Source organism: Bradyrhizobium sp. U87765 SZCCT0048 (assembly GCF_018131225.1).
Taxonomy (GTDB): Bacteria; Pseudomonadota; Alphaproteobacteria; order Rhizobiales; family Xanthobacteraceae; genus Bradyrhizobium_A.
Genome location: NZ_JAFCMM010000001.1, coordinates 1,615,294 through 1,630,958 on the forward strand (window position 1 = coordinate 1,615,294; position 15,665 = coordinate 1,630,958).

Below are 15,665 nucleotides of genomic sequence, written 5' to 3' on the forward strand. Positions count from 1 at the left end.
GCTCAATCGACACTGGATTATATAAAATATTGATATAATCTCGCCGCGAGCAAGAAGGCGCCGACCAACCGATGGATCTCAATCATCTCCGCTGCTTCGTCGCGGTCGCGGAAGACCTGCATTTCGGCCGCGCCGCGCGCCGGCTCGAGATCCTGCCAGCCGCGCTCGGGCGTTACGTGCGCCAGCTCGAGGACGACCTCGGCCTGCAGTTACTGACACGGACGACGCGCAACGTCGCCCTGACCGAGGATGGCGCCGCCCTGCTGACGCAAGCCCGCGACCTGATCGCAACCGCCGACGCGCTGGCGACCCGGTTCCGCCAGCGCGGCCGCCAGAACCGGCGAACGCTGCGGCTCGGCGCCATCGATACCGCCGCCGCGGGCCTCGTGCCGATGCTGCTGCACGACTTCCGCGACCGCCTTCCCGGGGTCACGGTCGAACTGGTCGAGGACAAGACCATCCGCCTGCTGCCGCGGCTGATCTCCGGCCGCCTCGACCTCGCCATCGTGCGCCCGCCGGAGCATCCCGCACGCCAGCTACAGATGCGGCCGCTGTTCCACGAAAGCGTGGTGGTGGCGCTGCCGGCGCGCCATGCCCTGGCCCGGCGCAAGACCCTCACGATCGCCGCACTGGCCGACGAAGCCCTGATCGTGCCCGATCGCCGCTCACGGCCGCACAGCCATGACCTCACCATCAAGCTGTTCGCGCGCGCTGGCCTGCCGCCGCAGATCGCCCAGATTGCCGCCGAGAAGCAGACCATCGTCAGCCTGGTCGCCGCCGGGCTCGGGATCGCGCTGGTGCCACGCTGGACCTCGCGGATGGCTGTGCCCGGCGTGCGCTATATCCCCCTGCGGACCCCGGGCGGGGGCGGCCGCGATATTCTCCCCCTTGCCGCGGCGTGGGTCCGCGGCACGCGGGATGCCACCCGCGACGAAATGTTGGGTATATTGGCCACCCGCCTTCGCCGCTACGCAGAGGAAGCCTAGTCCACGATGACCATGACGATCGAGATCCGGCCGCAACATCGCCCGTGTGCCCCCCTCGCCTGCGAGATCCGCCGATGACCACGGGTCGCGTTGCCATCCTCGGCATCTTCGTCGCCGACCTCAATTTCCTCGCCAGCAGGATGCCGGCAGTCGGGGAGACGCTGATCGGCTCGGGCTTCGCCATCGGCCCCGGCGGCAAGGGCTCGAACCAGGCGGTGGCGGCGGCCCGCGCCGGCGCCGGGGTCAGCTTCATCTCGCGTCTGGCGCACGATCCGTTCGGCGAACTCGCGCTGACGATGTGGAAGGCCGAAGGCATCAACCCGCGGGTGATCGAGACCAAGACGCCGACCGGCGCAGCCTTCATCTATATTCACGAGAGCCGCGGCGACAACGCCGTGCTGGTGGTGCCCGGCGCGGCCGGCGAGCTCAGCGCCGCCGACGTCGATGCCGCGGCCGATGCCATCCGTGGCGCCGGCGTGTTCGTCACCCAGCTCGAGCAGCCGGCGGCGGCGGCGGCGCGCGGCCTTGCGATCGCCCGCGAGGCTGGCGCGATCACGGTGTTCAATCCGGCGCCCGCGGGCCCGTTCGACGACGCGCTCTACGCCCTCAGCGACTATGTCGTTCCGAACGAGAGCGAGGCGCAGGCCCTGACCGGCATCGCCGTCACCGATCTCGACGGCGCCCGCCGTGCGGGCGACGCGCTGCTGGCCAAGGGCGCCGGCACCGCGTTGATCACGCTGGGCGAGCGCGGGTCGCTGTTCCACACCCAAACGCGTTCGGTGCACATTCCGCCGGTCAGCGCCGGCGCGGTCGTCGCCACCGTGGGCGCCGGTGACGCCTTCGTCGGCAGTTTCGCCGCGGCGCTGGCACGCGGTGAGGATCCGCTCGACGCCGCACGCTTCGGCGCCGCCGCTGCCGGCATCTCTGTCACCCGCCCCGGCGCCGCCACGGCGATGCCGCACCGCGCGGAGACCGAGGCGCTGCTGCGCGCGCAAGCGAAGACGTAGAGGTTTCGCCTGCGACTGGCGGGCGCTATCGCGGGTGGCTTTCACATCCCGAGATGCACGTCGTCGCGCAAGCTGGATGGCCGGGTCGAGCCCGGCCATGACGTGGAATGAAGGGAGACGCCGTTCTTCAACGTCAGCAACAGGCTGACGCGCAGGCGCCGAGACAGACCAGGCCGGATGTTTCCGGGTCGGAGCCCGAAAGAACGCCCATCGGCGCAGCCCGGTTGCTTTGAATCCAGCTTGCCCCGAACGACGAGGGCAAGGATGGGGCGCAAGACAGCGAACGACGCGCGATCGTCAGCCGCAAAAGCGAACGTCCCTCATCGCTTGGCCGCGAACAGCCCCATGATGAAGTCGGTCGCGCGGGGCACCGCATCGGTGCGGGCGGCGACGTTGGCGGGGACGCCCTGACGGCGACGGCCGGGATCGTCGAAATCATGGGTGGCGTCGGGATAGACGGTGATGGCGATATCGCCACCGTCGGCGCGGCTCCTGTTGACCAGCGCAGCGCAACGTTTCGCGGACACCTCCTCGTCGGCATCGCCGCTGAACACCCGCACCGGCGCGTAGGGCCGATAACCTGCCTCGAACACGCCGTGCAGCCCGCAGGCCGGGTAGAACGCGACCGCGCCGACGAAGCCGTCCTGCGGCGCGAGGCCTTGCTGGCGCAGCGTGACGTCGGCCATGGTCGCGAGCGTGGCGCTGCCGCCGTTCGACCAGCCCTGCAGCCCGATGTGGCGACCGTCGATCTCGGCACGGCCACGCAGCCAGGCGAGCGCGGCATAGGCGTCGCGCGGCCGCACCGTCACCTCGTTCACCGCGTCGGGACGATCGTCGTAGGAATGCACCGGGAATCCGGCTGGAAAGCCGCGCGGCCCGAAGCCGTCGACCAGCAGTGCGGCGATACCGAGATCGGCCCAGTGCCAGCCCCAGGCGCGGTGACGCTGCGACAGCGTCGTGGCATCGAAGCGACCATCGGCCAGACTGGAGTACGGCCCGGCACGGCCATGCATCATCACCATCCCGGGCGTGCGGCGGGCGCTTCCACGCGGATGAAACAGATAGCCCGTGAGCGTGACGCCATCGGGCCCGGCGAAGCGGACTGTTTCGGGCAGGTCGTCGGCGCAGGCGCCACCGATGCCGGCGATCACGGCCGCCGTTGCCGTTGCCGTCGCCGCCAACAGGGTGAGCAACATAGTCCTGCGTTCCATCATGATCGAGGTCCCGTGAAAGCGCATCTTCGCCAGTGACGATCGTGTGTCAACGCAGCGCGCCCACGGGTTCAAGCTCAGTGCCGTCGACGCGAAAGCGTCGTCAAGCTGGATGGCCGGGTCAAGCCCGGCCATGACGCAGCGGGTCTGAGAGCGCATCGGGAAAGAAGATGGTTTGATTGAGAGAAAGAGATCGCTGGATAGAGTTGGAGAGATAGAGAGGTAGAGGTAGAGATATATAAATATAGAGATAGATGCCCCGTCCGTCCCTCTCCCGCGTCATCACCGGGCCGGCGCGCAGCGCCGAGACCCGGTGATCCAGCTTTCTTCTGCAACTCTGCGGGATCGACATGTCGCCTCGCAGGGGATCATGCCGCAATATCGTCGTAGAGATCGATCCAGCCCGGATTGTCCCTAGCGATCAGATCGACCTTCCAGCGACGCGGCCAGTGCTTGATGTTCTTCTCGCGCTGGATCGCCGCAACCGCAGTGTCGTGGGCCTCGAAGTAGACGAGAGATTTGACATCATAGCGCCTGGTGAAGCCATCGATGGCATCCTCGCGATGCTCGTAGACGCGACGAACGAGATCGTTCGTCACGCCGACATACAACGTGCCACCAGGCGCGCTCGCGAGCATGTAGACCCAATAGCTCATGCGGATATCTTGAACCATCTCGTGCGCGGCGCAAGCACCAATTCTCGCAGTGAGTAATGAAGCTGCGCACGCCCATCGCGCAAAGCTGGATGGCCGGGTCAGGCCCGGCCATGACGCAGTGGGTGTGGCTGGCGACCGGCGGCAGACCGGCAGTTACAGATTCTTGCCGCGCACAATGAAAGCCTTGCACACACGATCGCGCGAAGCTGGATGGCCGGGTCAAGCCCGGCCATGACGCAGCGGGTGTGGGAGCGCATCGGGAAAGAAGATGGTTTGATTGAGAGAAAGAGATCGCTGGATAGAGTTGGAGAGATAGAGAGGTAGAGGTAGAGATATATAAATATAGAGATAGATGCCCCGTCCGTCCCTCTCCCGCGTCATCACCGGGCCGGCGCGCAGCGCCGAGACCCGGTGATCCGGCTTCTTGTGCGCCTCCCCGATCGACGCGCCGTCTCGTATGGAAGCGCGCCGCAATGTCGTCGTGGAGATCGAGCCAGCCCGGCCATGCCCAAGGCGCAGGTCCTCGACGAACCTGTCGCCGTCACCCCACCGGCAGGCGGAACAGCTCGACGGGATCGGCAAACCCCTTGAGTTGCGACGGGCCGATGCTGGCGGCGCGCGCGTCCGGCAGCAGCCCGGCGAAGCGGGGCGAGGCGAGCAGCGGATGGCCGCCGTCGGCGCATACCGACTGGATGCGGCTGATGAGATTGACGTCGCGGCCGATCACCGTGAAATCCATGCGCCGGCCGGAGCCGATGTTGCCGTAGCTAACCTCGCCGTAATGCAGCGCGATTCCGGCCTCGACGGCGACGCCGCCGATGCCGCCAGCAAGGTTGCCGAGCGCCGCCTGCGCCGCGTCATGTGCAGCGGCGCAGGCCGCAGCTGCATCCTCGTGATGGAAGAACGCCAGCACGGCGTCGCCCATGAACTTGACCACCTCGCCGCCGGCGTCGGTGATCGCCGGCACGACACGGTCGAAATAGCCGTTGAGCATCGCAATCACCTGGGCGCAGGGTTGCGCACCGGACCATGCCGTGAAGCCGCGCAGGTCGCACAGCAGCAACGCCGCCTCCAGCGTCTCGACCTGCCCGCGCCGGATGCGGCCGCCGAGAATACGCTGCGCGGTGATCGGGCCGACATAGGTGTCGAGCAGGGTCAATTCGACCTTGCGCAGGGTGCGCAGCTCGCACAGGTTGCGCAGCGCCGGCACGATACGCTCGATCGCCACGCGCTCGCTGGCGGTAAAGCCGCCGGGGCGCGCGGTACAGAACGTCACCGCACTGACCGGCCCGTCAGTCGTGTTGAGCGGACGAACCATCATATCGACAAGGCCGCGATCGCGGTAGACGTCGATCAGGGTCCAGTTGCGGGCCTCGCGGCGATCGAGCCGCACGTCGAGCGGCTCGCCATGGTCCATGACAAAACGCGCCGGACTGTGCACGAAATCCGTTGACGTCTCGATGCCATGGGAGCGGTCGTAGATCTCGACGGAGCTGTTTGGCGACCATGCCAGCGTGCGGCCGAGAATTTCCGGATGCAGCGTACGCAGGTGAAGCGCAAGACGATCGACCGGCAGCCCGGCTGCGCGCAGCCGCCGCCCGAGCCCGGCGACAAGGCCGGCGTCGTCGAGATCATGGCACTCGTCCCCGGACATCCATTCGACGCAGCCGAGCAGCGCCGCCGCCAGGGGCGTGCGGGCTGCGACATGCGGATGGCTCAGGATCATGGTCATTGCCGTCTCTCCCAGTGGAACGTACACGACCGTCAGTGCCCCCCACCGCCGGACAGCTGGGCCGGTGGCTTGAGCAGCAGCGCCGCCACCATGGCGACGATCAGCGCTGCACCGAGCAGATAGAAGGTGTCGCTGAACGCCATGATGTTGGCCTGCTGGCGCACCCGCAGCGCCATCGCGACGATCGCCTTGTGCTGGGCGGCGGCGACATCGGACACGCCATGGCTGAGGAAATAGTTGGTCAGCTGGCTGAGCCGCGCCCGCGTCGCCTCGCCGAGCAGCGACACCGGCTGGCTCAGGATGCTGGAGTGAAACTGTTCGCGCTTGGTCTGGAACGTCTGCAGCATGGCGATGCCGATGGCGCCGCCGAGGTTGCGCATCATGTTGAACAGCGCCGAGGCGGAGCCGGCGTTCTCCGGCTCGATGCCTGCGGTCGCCACCGCCGACAGCGGCGCGAAGCACAGCGCCTGCCCGACCGCCCGCACGATATTCGGCCACAGCAGCTGGTCGGCGGCATAGTCCACCGTCATGTAGATGTTCATGAAGTTGCTGACAGCGAACAGAGCGAGACCAAACGCGATCAGGAGCCGCACGTCGATCAGCTTCATCAGCCGCGGCACCAGCGGGATCAGCACCAGTTGCGGCAGGCCGGTCCAGGCCAGAACGAAGCCGATCTGCTCGGAATTGTAGCCCTGGATGCGGGAGAGATAGAGCGGCAGCACGAACACCGAGCCGTAGAGCGCAACGCCCAGCAGGAAATTGGCGAGCACGCCGAAGCCGAAGTTGCGCCGCAGGAGCAGCCGGAGGTTGAGCAGCGGCCGATCGCTCCGCAGCTCGACGATGACGAACAGCGTCAGCGCCACCGCGGCAATGATCGACAGCCGTACGATGAAGGTCGAGCCGAACCAGTCGTCCTTGTTGCCTTCTTCCAGCACCGTCTGCAGCGCGGCCAGGCCGATCGCCATGGTGGCGATGCCCGGCCAGTCGCCCTGGCGCAGCACATGGAGCTGCATCGGCCTGGCGTCGAGCGAGGCCCACAGCATCGCGACCATGATCGCGCCCGGCACGAGGTTGACGTAGAAGATGTACTGCCAGCCCCAGTTCTCGGTGAGATAGCCGCCGATGGTCGGGCCGATCGCCGGTGCAAAGGTCGCGGAGATGGCGAACAGCGCGAGGCCGATCGGCTGCTTGGCCTTGGGCAGCATGGTGATGATGATGGTGAACGCCATCGGGATCAGGACGCCGCCGCAGAAGCCCTGCACGGCCCGCAGCGCAATCATTTGCGGCAGGTTCTGCGCCAGTGCGCACGCCGCCGAGAACACCAGGAACAGGATCGCGTTGGTGAGCAGGTAGACGCGGATCGAGAACGCTCTCGCAAGCCAGGCCGACAATGGAATGACCACGATCTCGGCGATCAGGTAGGACGTCGAAATCCAGCCGCCGTCGTCGATGCCCGCGCCGATCGCACCCTGGATGTCGGCGAGCGAAGCGTTGACGATCTGGATGTTGAGCACCGCCATGAAGGCGCCGAGCGTCGAGCCGGCAACCGCCGTCCACATCTTCAGCGTGCCCGGCGCCGCCGGCGCGGCCGCAGGCGCGGACGGCGCGTTGGGCGGGGGGGTAAGCGTGAGGGTCGACATGACCGGACTCCATCGGTGTGTTGCGATGACCATGCCGCAGGATCTGCGCAGCGATAATCGCGGAAAGGTGGAAAGGATCATCCCGCGGGAGTGGAAGGTGTGAAGCAGGCGAGGCTTCGATTGCGAACCAAAAGCGGGCCATCACATTCGGCGTCATGCGCGGGCCAGACCCGCGCATCCAGCTTGCGCGCCGCGTGTCGCAACGCTTGAATCTGGATCCATAGCAACTCGGCGATACCGAGTTGCGTTCTTTGATGACCCAAAACCGAAACATCGGGCTCGGGCTGTCACGGCGCCGGCGCGCCGGCCCGGTGATGACGCAGAGAAGAGGCAAAGGCGCCTTTACATTTTCGGCATCCACTTCCGCGATCAGCCTCCTCATGGTGAGGAGCGGCCCAGCGGGCCGCTTCGCGAACCATGAGTTCGAGACGTTCGACGCCGCTCGGCAAATGAATTCAACCCGGCGATCCGGCCGGCTCGTGGCAACACAACGCCGAGCTCTTGTGCCGGATCGCCGGGCCGCGACGGGGACGCAGTGGGGGTCAAAGCGTCGCCGCCTGTCGTCGCGGCAAGACGATGGCTCGCGGAGGTCGGGCGAGCCACCGCCGTCGCCGCTACATCATGCCGCCGGCGTCGTTGGCGGCATTGCGGGTGGGACGGAGCACACGGCGCCCAGCGGTGGCGGTGCCCGTCGGGGCGTTGCGCGCGGCCAGCACCGTGGCCTTGGTGTCCACCGTCGGCTCGACCGACATGCCGGCGCGCAGAAGGCCCGCGTCGGCGGGATCGTCGAGCACGATCTTGACGGGAATGCGCTGCACGATCTTGGTGAAGTTGCCGGTGGCGTTGTCCGGCGGCAGCAGCGCGAACTCGAGGCCGCTGGCCGGCGACAGGCTGTCGACATGGCCCTTGAGGCGCAGATCCGGGAAGCTGTCGATGCGCACCTCGACCGGCTGGCCGTCGCGCACATAGGTCAGTTGCGTCTCCTTGAAATTCGCCACCACATAGGCGGCGTGCAGCGGCACCACGGCCATGAGCTGGGTGCCCGCGGTGACGAACTGGCCGACACGCAGCGTGCGCGCACCGACCTGGCCGGCCACCGGCGCGGTGATGGTGGTGTAGGACAGATTGAGTTCGGCCTGGCGCGCGGCAGCCTCGCTCTTGGCAAGCTGGGCCTGCGCCTGCTCGCGCTCGGTGGTCAGCACCGCCACCTTCTTCTGCGCGGCGACGAGACCGGCGTTGTCACGCTGCAGCTGCGCCGCGGTCTGGGCGCGAACGGCCTCGGTCTGCTGCGCCCGCTGGATGGTGCCCGAGCCCGTCTGCATCAGGTCGCGATAGCGCGCGGCGTCCGACACCGCGAAATCGAGCGAGGCCTGAGTCGCCTCGATCGACGCCCTGGCCTGATCGACCAGCGACTGCTGCAGCACGATCTGGGCATCGAGATTGCGGATGGTCGCGCCGGTGGCGGCAACATCGGCCCTGGCCTGGGCGAGCGCCGTGCGATAGTCGCGATCGTCGATGCGCGCCAGCACCTGGCCGGCGGCGACCTCGGCATTGTCCTGCACCAGCACGTCGGCGATGTAGCCGGCGATCCTGGGCGCGATGATCGTCGAGTCGGCCTTCACATAGGCGTCGTCGGTGGACTGCAGGAAGCGTCCGCTGGTCCAGTAGTCGTAGCCATAGACGCCGGCGAGCGCCGTGCCGGCCATCAGCACGACCGCGAGCACGCCACGGCGGAGCATCTGGCGACGGGACACCGGGGCGGCGGATGCAGCGGCCGAGCCTTCGGTGGCCGTGGCAAAACTCTCGGGGCGGGGCATTTCAACCATTGTCGTCTCCTGTGGCCGGCCGGGCCGGCCCATCAATTCGTCGTGGGGGAACATGCGATTTCCCGCTCGATCTGATAATCTCGGAAGGATGGGAAGGATTATCCGCTCAGGCTGGATAATCCTTCCCCGGACTTTTGGAATTCACCAAGCAATCGAGCCACTTATGGATCGCCTCACCAGTTTGACCGTGTTCGGCCAGGTGGTCGAAAGCGGCGGCTTTTCTGCCGCGGGACGCCGGCTCAACATGTCCGTCACCATGGTGAGCAACCACGTCCAGTCGCTGGAGGATCATCTCGGCGTGCGGCTGCTCAACCGCACCACCCGCAAGGTCAGCCTGACGGAGATCGGCCAGGCCTATTACGAGCGCACGCGGCAGATCCTTGGCGATCTCGACGAGGCGGACCGCATCGCCGACGCCATGAACGCGACGCCGCGCGGCACGCTGCGGATCTACGCCAACCCGTCGCTGGTGCGGTTCCTGACGCCGGTGATTGCCGAGTACCTCGCGCTCTACCCGTCGGTCTCGGTGGAGTCGTCCGGGGGCGAGCGCATGATCGATCTGGTCGAGACGGGCATCGATCTGGCGATCATGACCATGATTCCTTCCGAGGATTCCTCCCTGGTGACGCGCAAGCTGACACCATGGCGTCATCTCGTCTGCTGCGCGCCGGCCTATCTGGAGCGTCATGGCGCCCCGCAGGAACTGGCCGACCTCGCCGCGCACAACTGCCTGCGTTACGCCCATTACCCCTATGGTAATGAGTGGCGGTTCGAGGACGGCGACGGCCAGCCGCTGATGGTCAAGGTCGGCGGCAACGTCGTCACTCATTCCGGCGAAATGCTGCGCATGCTGGCGCTCGGCGGCCATGGCATCTTCCTGGCGCCTAGCTTCATGATCGCCGATGACCTGAAGAACGGCCGGCTGGTGCGGCTGCTCGCGAACCACCGCCCGGTCGAGTTCATCATCAACGCGATCTATCAGCATCGTCATCACCTCTCCAGCAAGGTCCGCGCCTTCATCGACCTCCTCGCCGAGCGCTTCGCCGAGCACCGCAAATGGATGAACCCGCCGCTCGACGGCGAGGAGGCCTGAGGAAGCCGCATCAGCCGGTGAACACCGACAGCTCGACGTCCTCGCCGAACGCCAGCGACGTGTAGCGGCCGACCGGGTCGCGCACGATCGCGAGATACTCCTCGCTCCAGTCCGCGTTGTCGGCAATGATCACGGCGCCCGGGCGCAGCCGCGGCGCGAGCAGCGCCAGCACCGCCGGATAGAGCGGCTTGGCGCCATCGAGCAGCACGAGATCGATCGGCTCCGGCATGTGGTGCGCCAGCGTCTCCAGCGCATCGCCCTCGCGGATCTCGACGAGATCGGCGAGGCCGGCCGCCGCGACGGTGTCGCTGGCGCGGGCGACCTTGGCGGGCTCGAACTCGCTGCCGATCAGCCGGCCGCCGCCATTGTCGCGCAGCGCCGCGGCAAGATGCAGCGTCGAGACGCCGAACGAGGTGCCGAACTCGACGATGTTGCGCGCCCGCACCGCACGGGCCTGCATGTACAGCAGCCTGCCGGTGTCGCGCGACACCGCGAGGTGATGGTCACGGGCGCGGTGATAGAGCGCGCGGTATTGCCCCGGATCATGCAGCTGGGCGCGCTCCTGCTCCGTCATGCTCGCGAACTCGACGTTCAGCGCGGCGCTGGAGACGTCGGCATCATCGAGCAGGCGGGCGAGGATCGGCGCCAGCGGCGCCGTGGTCAGTGTGGTCATGAGAAACTCCGTGGTCATGAAAGGCGTGACGTCATCGACGCGCCGGGATAAAATACGAATAATTCGTCGCATTCGCCATTCGCATTCGGAAGCCGCCATGCCCGCACGCACGAAACCCCGCATTTCCCTGCGAAAAGCACCACAACAGGCGCGCTCCGCACAACTCGTCGCCGACATCCTGGAGGCCGCGATTCACGTTCTGACGCGCGATGGCGCACGGCGTTTCACCACCGCCCGCGTCGCCGAGCGGGCCGGCGTCAGCGTCGGCTCGGTCTATCAGTACTTTCCCAACAAGGAGGCGATCCTGTTCCGCCTGCAGGTCGACGAGTGGACGCGCACCAGCGCCGTGCTGCGCGCCATCCTCACCGACCGCAGCCATCCACCGGAGCAGCGGCTGCGGACACTGGTCGACACCTTCCTGCGCACCGAGCGCGAGGAGGCCTCGCTGCGCGCCGCGCTCGACGACGCCGCACCGCTGTACCGCGACGCGCCGGAGGCGGTGGCGATGGAGACACACGGCACGCGGATGTTCACCACCTTCCTCGGCGAGCTGATGCCGGACGCGCCGCGGCGCGAGCGCGCGGTGATGGCCGAGATGATCACCACCGTCATGGGCGCGGTCGGCGACAGCGTGACCACCGATCATTCGGATGCCGACGTGGCCCGCAAGGCGGCCATCCTCGGCGATATGTTCTGCGGCTATTTCGCCGCGAAAGGCCGGCCCTCACCAGACGACGGACGACACGGCCGGCGCACCGCGGACATCGCTCCGCGCCGCTAGGCATCATCCCGCGGCGCGGAGCGTGCCGCAATCGTGCGCAGCAGCTCGGCGAGATCGTCGACCGCCAGGTCGTCCGTCTTGGCGAGCGCCCGCGCGAGATCGGCGCCATGGGCGCGGATGCGCAGGCGCGCCCGCGTGACGCTATCCGGATCGAACACGGCTTCAGCGCCGGCAGGCGCGGCGCGTGGCCGCCAGTCGTCGCGGCTGTCGTCGGCGATCTCCACGAGATCATCGAGCCGCGCCTGCAGGTCGAAGGCGCGGCCGCGCCGGAACGCCGCGCCGAAGCCCCCGGGGTCGAGCCGGGCCCAGCGCAGCAGCGTCGCAAGCGACGGCACGCCGTCGGCGCCACACAGGCTCTCCAGCGTGCGGCCGCGGCTGATGCCTAAGCTGATGCGGTCGAGAACGGTCCGGCGGTAGCGGGATGGATCTTTCATGGCTTGCTCTCCGGCGCATGGCGCGACCCCAGCCGTTTCCGACGCCTGCTCTGCCTCTGTTCCGAATCTGTTTTGACGCTGGGGGTGTTGCCGCAACGGCGGCCGAAACGTTGCTCGAGCCGCCGCATGCTCGCCGAAAAATATCCGCGCGGTCAGCGCGTTGCCAGCCAACGGCATGCATCGCGCACGCCGCGCACAGCGGCGACGCCGGGCATGTTCATGATGCGCGGGAGCATGCGCATTGTCGCCGATTTTCCGTCACGCCGCAACGTCACACCCGCGAAACCTGTGGTTTGGCCGACGCGACGCCGTCACGCCGCGAGAAGCGATGATGGCGGCGCCAGGGTGCGCTGCTGCAAATTTTTCTCATGGCTCGGCCCAACATTGATCGTTTGTGGCCGCGGCGACGCGCCGCTAACGCTCGCAGCATTCCGATTGTCTCAGGAGATGACGATGAGTTCCCTGCCCGCGCGCGCCGCCGTCGCCGCGCTGCTGATCGCCGCCTCACCCTGCGCGCAGGCCGAGCCGTTTGCCGCGCCGCAGGCATGGTTTGCGCCAGTGGCGCCGTTCCGCATTATCGGGGGCGTCTACTATGTCGGCACGCAGGGCCTCGGCGCCTACCTCATCACGTCCGGGCGCCAGGCGATCCTGCTCGACGGCACGATGCCGGAAAACGCGCAGCGGATCGAGGCCAGCATCAAGGCCCTCGGCTACCGGATGGACGAGATCAAGATCATCCTCAACAACCATGCCCATCTCGATCATGCCGGCGCGATCGCCCAGCTCAAGCGCGACAGCGGCGCAGCCGTCTACGCCAGCGCCGAGGACCGTTCGGCGCTGGAGCACGGCCACCATGAAGGCGACAGCGAATACGAGCACCTGACCTTCCCGCCGGTCGCGGTCGACCGCGTCATCACCGACGGCGAGACCATCAGCCTCGGCGACATCCGCCTCACCGCGACGCTGACGCCGGGCCACACCAGGGGCTGCACGTCGTTCGCGATGCCGGTGACCGACGGCGGCCGCACGCTGCAGGTCGTGTTTCCCTGCAGTATTTCGGTGGCGGGCAACGTACTCGTCGGCAACAAGAGCTATCCTGGCATCGTCGCCGATTTCGACAAGAGTTTCGCGCGGCTCGGTGCGATGAAAGCCGACGTGGTGCTGACCGGCCATCCCGAGGTGGTCGACGTGTTCGGCCGCGCGGCAAAACTCAAGGCGGGCGACAAGGACGCCTTCGTCGACCCCGCCCTGCTCGGCCGCCTCGTCAGCAAGGCGAAAGCGGATTTCGAGACGACGCTGAAGAAGGAGCAGGCGGGAAAGAAGGGGTGAGCGGGCGGGGCGGCGCGAACGAGGCTCGGTGTGCCGTCAACGCACGCTCACCACGTCATGCCGCGCTCCTCGCCATGACGAACCAAAGCACCGCCTCATTCTCTGCGTCATCACCGGGCCGACGCCAAGCGTCGAGACCCGGTGATCCAGCTTGAAGACACCCGCGGCGGCGCGAGACAGCTGGATTGCCGGGTCGAGCCCGGCAATGACGCGGTGGGTGCGGCGCGCGCCAGATTCGCCGCCCCCCAATCGGGCGACCGACCCGAGACGTAAAAATGCCCGGCACGAGGCCGGGCATATTCTAACGAGAGGCGAAACCCTGCTTCTGCCGAGCAGTCCGCTTCAACTGCGCGGCCTGCTTCAACTGCGCAGCCCTGCCTTGACTGCGCGCTCCGTCCTCAACTGCGCAGGCCCGGCGCCTCGTGGCCGATGCTGGCGACGTATTCGGTGTAGCCGCCGCCGTACTGGTGAATGCCTTCGGGCGTCAGCTCGAGCACGCGGTTCGACAGCGCCGCGAGGAAGTGCCGGTCGTGGGACACGAACAGCATGGTGCCCTCATAGTCGGCGAGCGCTGCGATCAGCATTTCCTTGGTCGCCATGTCCAAGTGGTTGGTCGGCTCGTCGAGCACCAGGAAGTTCGGCGGATCGTACAGCATCTTGGCCATCACGAGCCGCGCCTTCTCGCCACCGGACAGCACGCGGCAGCGCTTTTCGACATCGTCGCCGGAAAAGCCGAAGCAGCCGGCGAGCGTGCGCAGCGAACCCTGGCCGGCCTGCGGGAACGCGTCTTCCAGCGCCTCGAACACCGTGCGCTCGCCGTCGAGCAGCTCCATCGCGTGCTGGGCGAAATAGCCCATCTTGACACTGCCGCCGACGGTGACCGAGCCCTGGTCCGGCTCGGATGCGCCGGCGACGAGCTTGAGCAGGGTCGACTTGCCGGCGCCGTTGACGCCCATCACGCACCAGCGCTCGCGGCGACGGATCATGAAGTCGAGATCATCATAGATGCGACGGCTGCCATAGCCCTTGTGCACGCCCTTGAGGCTGACGACGTCCTCGCCCGAGCGCGGCGCGGTCGGGAAGTCGAACGCAATCGCCTGGCGGCGGCGCGGCGGCTCGACGCGCTCGATCTTCTCCAGCTTCTTGACGCGGCTCTGCACCTGCGCGGCATGGGAGGCACGCGCCTTGAAGCGCTCGATGAACTTGATTTCCTTGGCCAGCATCGCCTGCTGGCGCTCGAACTGCGCCTGCTGCTGCTTCTCGTTGACGGCGCGCTGCTGCTCGTAGAACTCGTAGTTGCCGGAATAGGTGGTGAGCGAGCCGGCGTCGATCTCCAGAATCTTGCCGACGATGCGGTTCATGAACTCGCGGTCGTGCGAGGTCATCAGCAGCGTGCCCTCATAACCCTTGAGGAACTGCTCCAGCCAGATCAGGCTCTCGAGGTCGAGATGGTTGCTCGGCTCGTCGAGCAGCATGGCGTCGGGTCGCATCAACAGGATGCGGGCGAGCGCGACACGCATCTTCCAGCCGCCGGAGAGAGAGCCGACGTCGCCGTCCATCATCTCGGCGCTGAAGCCGAGGCCGTCGAGCACTTCGCGCGCGCGGCCTTCGAGGGCGTAGCCGTCGAGCTCCTCGAAGCGCGCCTGCACCTCGCCGTAGCGCGCGATGATGTCGTCCATCTCGTCGGCGCTCTCGGGATCGGCCATCGCGACCTCGAGCTCTTTGAGCTCGGCCGCAACTTCACTGACGGGACCGGCGCCGTCCATCACCTCGGCGACCGCGCTGCGGCCGGCCATCTCGCCGACATCCTGGCTGAAATAACCGATGGTGACGCCGCGATCGACCGACACCTGGCCCTCGTCGGGCAGCTCCTGTCCGGTGATCATGCGGAACAGCGTGGTCTTGCCGGAGCCGTTGGGGCCGACGAGGCCGACCTTCTCGCCGCGCTGAAGCGCCGCGGCGGCTTCGATGAACAGGATCTGGTGGCCGTTCTGCTTGCTGATGGTGTCGAGACGGATCATGGCACGCGCAAAATGAGGAAATTTGCCGCGTGTTTAGGGGATACGGAGCGGCAGGGAAAGCGATTTCGGCCTGTTTCGCGCACCGTGGACCGACGCGAGAGCGACAGTCGAATCGCCGCTGCGTTGCAGGCCGCCGCAAGCTCTGCGATCTACGACCATTGGGGAATGGGCGCTGTGCTTTACCCGGGTTCCGGTTTTGCTAGGCTGTCATATGCGGCGGCCCGAAACAGTCCCGCGCCAGAGGAGCGCTGCAGCCACGTGACGACGACCATGCCC

The 15,665-nt window shown here is 67.2% G+C and carries 14 protein-coding genes; 5 read left to right on the top strand and 9 right to left on the bottom strand.

Annotated features, from left to right (window positions below; genetic code table 11):
• Positions 1–71 precede the first annotated feature (71 nt).
• The gene (locus JQ639_RS06990) at positions 72–986 is read left to right on the top strand and encodes a LysR family transcriptional regulator (protein ID WP_211965293.1); all 915 of its coding nucleotides are present in this window, start codon (positions 72–74) and stop codon (positions 984–986) included.
• A gap of 74 nt (positions 987–1,060) precedes the next feature.
• Entirely contained in the window at positions 1,061–1,993 is a 933-nt protein-coding gene (locus tag JQ639_RS06995; RefSeq protein ID WP_211965295.1) for a ribokinase, read from the top strand.
• Between the two features lie 320 nt (positions 1,994–2,313).
• On the opposite strand, the gene JQ639_RS07000 is transcribed toward JQ639_RS06995, so the two are convergent.
• From JQ639_RS07000 to JQ639_RS07025, 6 genes are all read right to left on the bottom strand, one after another.
• Positions 2,314–3,189 (bottom strand): dienelactone hydrolase family protein, encoded by an 876-nt coding sequence (locus tag JQ639_RS07000; protein WP_211965296.1) that lies wholly within the window; start codon positions 3,187–3,189, stop codon positions 2,314–2,316.
• A 136-nt stretch (positions 3,190–3,325) separates the two neighbouring features.
• Positions 3,326–3,556, bottom strand: a complete 231-nt coding sequence (locus JQ639_RS07005) for a hypothetical protein (RefSeq protein WP_211990901.1) — start codon at positions 3,554–3,556, stop codon at positions 3,326–3,328.
• A gap of 16 nt (positions 3,557–3,572) precedes the next feature.
• Positions 3,573–3,860: a GIY-YIG nuclease family protein gene (locus JQ639_RS07010; protein WP_211976403.1), complete on the bottom strand. Its 288-nt coding sequence runs from the start codon at positions 3,858–3,860 to the stop codon at positions 3,573–3,575.
• Between the two features lie 541 nt (positions 3,861–4,401).
• Positions 4,402–5,592 (bottom strand): adenylate/guanylate cyclase domain-containing protein, encoded by a 1,191-nt coding sequence (locus JQ639_RS07015; RefSeq protein ID WP_211965297.1) that lies wholly within the window; start codon positions 5,590–5,592, stop codon positions 4,402–4,404.
• A 32-nt stretch (positions 5,593–5,624) separates the two neighbouring features.
• The gene (locus JQ639_RS07020) at positions 5,625–7,232 is read right to left on the bottom strand and encodes an MDR family MFS transporter (RefSeq protein WP_211965299.1); all 1,608 of its coding nucleotides are present in this window, start codon (positions 7,230–7,232) and stop codon (positions 5,625–5,627) included.
• Positions 7,233–7,846: 614 nt separating this feature from the next.
• Positions 7,847–9,058, bottom strand: a complete 1,212-nt coding sequence (locus JQ639_RS07025) for an HlyD family secretion protein (RefSeq protein WP_211965307.1) — start codon at positions 9,056–9,058, stop codon at positions 7,847–7,849.
• Between the two features lie 163 nt (positions 9,059–9,221).
• Here JQ639_RS07025 and JQ639_RS07030 point away from each other — a divergent pair, with 163 nt between their 5' ends.
• Positions 9,222–10,151 (top strand): LysR family transcriptional regulator, encoded by a 930-nt coding sequence (locus JQ639_RS07030; RefSeq protein WP_211965315.1) that lies wholly within the window; start codon positions 9,222–9,224, stop codon positions 10,149–10,151.
• A gap of 10 nt (positions 10,152–10,161) precedes the next feature.
• On the opposite strand, the gene JQ639_RS07035 is transcribed toward JQ639_RS07030, so the two are convergent.
• Positions 10,162–10,824: an O-methyltransferase gene (locus JQ639_RS07035; RefSeq protein WP_211965317.1), complete on the bottom strand. Its 663-nt coding sequence runs from the start codon at positions 10,822–10,824 to the stop codon at positions 10,162–10,164.
• A 97-nt stretch (positions 10,825–10,921) separates the two neighbouring features.
• Between JQ639_RS07035 and JQ639_RS07040 the strand changes: the two genes are divergently transcribed.
• Positions 10,922–11,605: a TetR/AcrR family transcriptional regulator gene (locus JQ639_RS07040; RefSeq protein ID WP_211965319.1), complete on the top strand. Its 684-nt coding sequence runs from the start codon at positions 10,922–10,924 to the stop codon at positions 11,603–11,605.
• On the opposite strand, the gene JQ639_RS07045 is transcribed toward JQ639_RS07040, so the two are convergent.
• A complete protein-coding gene (locus JQ639_RS07045) occupies positions 11,602–12,039 on the bottom strand; it encodes a terminase small subunit-like protein (RefSeq protein ID WP_211965321.1) in 438 nt (145 codons plus the stop codon). The genes JQ639_RS07040 and JQ639_RS07045 overlap by 4 nt on opposite strands.
• 453 nt (positions 12,040–12,492) lie before the next feature.
• On the opposite strand from JQ639_RS07045, the gene bla reads away from it, so the two are divergent.
• Entirely contained in the window at positions 12,493–13,368 is an 876-nt protein-coding gene (bla, locus tag JQ639_RS07050) for a subclass B3 metallo-beta-lactamase (RefSeq protein WP_211965323.1), read from the top strand.
• A gap of 398 nt (positions 13,369–13,766) precedes the next feature.
• Here the strand turns inward: bla and JQ639_RS07055 are convergent, their stop codons facing one another.
• Positions 13,767–15,389, bottom strand: a complete 1,623-nt coding sequence (locus JQ639_RS07055; RefSeq protein WP_211965325.1) for an ABC-F family ATP-binding cassette domain-containing protein — start codon at positions 15,387–15,389, stop codon at positions 13,767–13,769.
• Between the last annotated feature and the right edge of the window lie 276 nt (positions 15,390–15,665).